Origin of the sequence: Brunnivagina elsteri CCALA 953, from assembly GCF_002289455.1 — a bacterium.
GTDB classification, from domain to species: Bacteria; Cyanobacteriota; Cyanobacteriia; order Cyanobacteriales; family Nostocaceae; genus Brunnivagina; species Brunnivagina elsteri.
Genome location: NZ_NTFS01000646.1, coordinates 1 through 2,346 on the forward strand (window position 1 = coordinate 1; position 2,346 = coordinate 2,346).

The 2,346-nt window shown below is 38.7% G+C and carries 2 protein-coding genes and 1 pseudogene; all 3 read left to right on the forward strand.

The genetic code is table 11. The features are described 5' to 3' along the window. A partial coding sequence (locus tag CK510_RS29450; protein ID WP_245912505.1) for an aconitase family protein occupies window positions 1–512 on the forward strand: 512 nt, incomplete at its 5' end. 101 nt (window positions 513–613) lie between these two features. Then, window positions 614–1,216: a 3-isopropylmalate dehydratase small subunit gene (gene leuD, locus CK510_RS29455; protein WP_095724996.1), complete on the forward strand. Its 603-nt coding sequence runs from the start codon at window positions 614–616 to the stop codon at window positions 1,214–1,216. A gap of 515 nt (window positions 1,217–1,731) precedes the next feature. Beyond that, window positions 1,732–2,346, forward strand: a pseudogene (locus CK510_RS29460) (hypothetical protein); the annotation flags it as partial.

Sequence of the window (2,346 nt, forward strand, 5' to 3'; positions counted from 1 at the left end):
GTATGGGAGTTGACCAGGAAGTACCCACACCGGAACAACTTCTCGAAGAAGACAGAGTGATTGCCGAGGAAGCCTATAGCTACATGGATTTAGCCCCCGGTCAAGCAATCAAAGGTATGAAAATTGACGTGTGCTTTATCGGTAGTTGTACCAACGGACGTATCACCGACCTGCGGGAAGCTGCTAAAATAGCTCAAGGTCGTCATGTAGCGAAAGGGGTGAAAGCCTTTGTGGTTCCAGGTTCCGAACGGGTGAAGCAACAAGCCGAAGCCGAAGGACTCGATCAAATATTCATGAATGCGGGTTTTGAATGGCGTGAAGCTGGATGTTCGATGTGTTTAGCAATGAACCCCGACAAATTGCAGGGAAGACAAATCAGCGCTTCTTCCTCCAATCGTAACTTTAAAGGTCGTCAAGGTTCAGCTTCCGGGCGCACATTATTAATGAGTCCAGCGATGGTTGCAGCAGCTGCGATCGCAGGCAAAATATCTGACGTACGTGAATTCGTTTAAAAATAATGTAGAGACGCGATATATCGCGTCTCTCTGTATAAATCTGTATAAATCCGTATCAATGCATTTCGACAAATTTTTCCCCTTTTCCTAAATAAGTAATGACTAGCGAAGTAAAATTAGTTTCCGGTTCCGGCATTCCCCTTGTCGGTAACGATATCGACACAGACAGGATTATTCCTGCCCGTTTTTTAAAATGCATCACCTTTGATGGACTTGGAGAACATGCTTTTAAAGACGATCGCATTGCCCTAAATGGTGAGCATCCTTTTGACAAGAAGGAGTATCAAAATGCAAAAATTTTAGTGGTTAATCGTAATTTTGGCTGCGGTTCTTCACGGGAACATGCACCTCAAGCCATAGCTAAATGGGGAGTAGAAGCAATAATTGGTGAAAGTTTTGCCGAAATATTTCTCGGTAATTGTGTGGCGATTGGTGTACCTTGTGTGACTGGAGATACGGAAACTGTGATGCGATCGCAGGAATTGATTACTGCAAATCCCCAAGTATCAGTGACGGTAAATTTAGAAACAATGCAAGTGCAATGCGGTGATTTTTCAGCACCAATATCAATGGCTGAAGGTGCCAGGAATATGTTTATTTCGGGTTCTTGGGATGCTTGCGGTCAACTGGTCGCTTCTTCGCAACAGGTTAAAGCCACAGCCGCAAAATTACTGTACATCAATTGGAGCGCCACTGCTTAAAATTCAATATTACGACAACTTTACCAAGTTTACACTCTTCTCCGCGTGAGATAATTCCCAACACGATGCAAAAATTGCAATAAACCTTCAGATTCCCGATTTTGTGAGCAAAGTCGGGAATCTTAATTTTTTACAAATAATTATTTATGGTGACTGTAAATTATTTCTTTAATATTGGGCAATATTAAATAAGAGTAAGCCACAAAATGAATGATCCTGTGTTGTCATGCTGAGGAACGTTCGCGTAGCGTGTCCCCTTGGGACTCAGCATCTACGCGAGATTCTTCGTTCCTCAGAATGACATTGGGCATTTCTTTCTGTGGAGTTCTCTAAGGGGATTCAAACCTGACTGATTTGATAGCAGAGCATCGGCATAAGTTTTATCCGATTTTTCTACTACTTACTCTATATTTGCATAATACTATTTATGCTAATAGACAACCTAATTATTACTTATAAATAAATCACTTTGACAAAAATCTGTGTGATACTACTTAGATTTGGAAACTGAAGCTATGACTCACAAACCTGATGAAAATTTAACTTCTGAACATAACTCGCAGTCTTTAGCAATGGTTACAAACATCTGGAAAAAACATTTACACTTTTTTAAAAAAATTAATCATAATATCAATTTTTTAAGTATTGAGAAAAAAATTAAATTTGGTTATTTCACAGCTTTGGCGGTTGCAATGTCTGGTAGTTTAACAGGTATTGCGATCGGTGATTTTTGGCAAAATCAAGCTAACGCAGAACGTATCAGGTTACGTAGTGAACGTATATTACTAAGCAAGTTGAGGAGCGATACTATAAGTTTACAGGTAGTAGCAGCTTTCCCAGCTTCTTTAGAAAAAAGTAATAATTTTCAACAGGCGAAAACAACAGCAATACAGAGAATTATCATAAATAAAAAATTATTGAATCAAATAAGTAATCAAGCAATAATCTTATCAAATCAATCATTTGAAGTTTTATTCAATCGCTATCAAGATACTTACTTGGAATTTCTCCAAAACCTAGAAAACTTATTAAATAAAACTGAACCAAAACTTTTAAATAGCAAACAGATTTCCCCGATCAGAGATGATTTTAAAAAGCTTGAGGAGAGTGAAGTAAAGCAAGAAACCGAA

What these genes read in the sequence shown, in the direction of transcription:
- leuD (WP_095724996.1), top strand. Translation starts at nt 614, where the DNA reads ATGACTAGCGAAGTAAAATTAGTTTCCGGTTCCGGCATTCCCCTTGTC.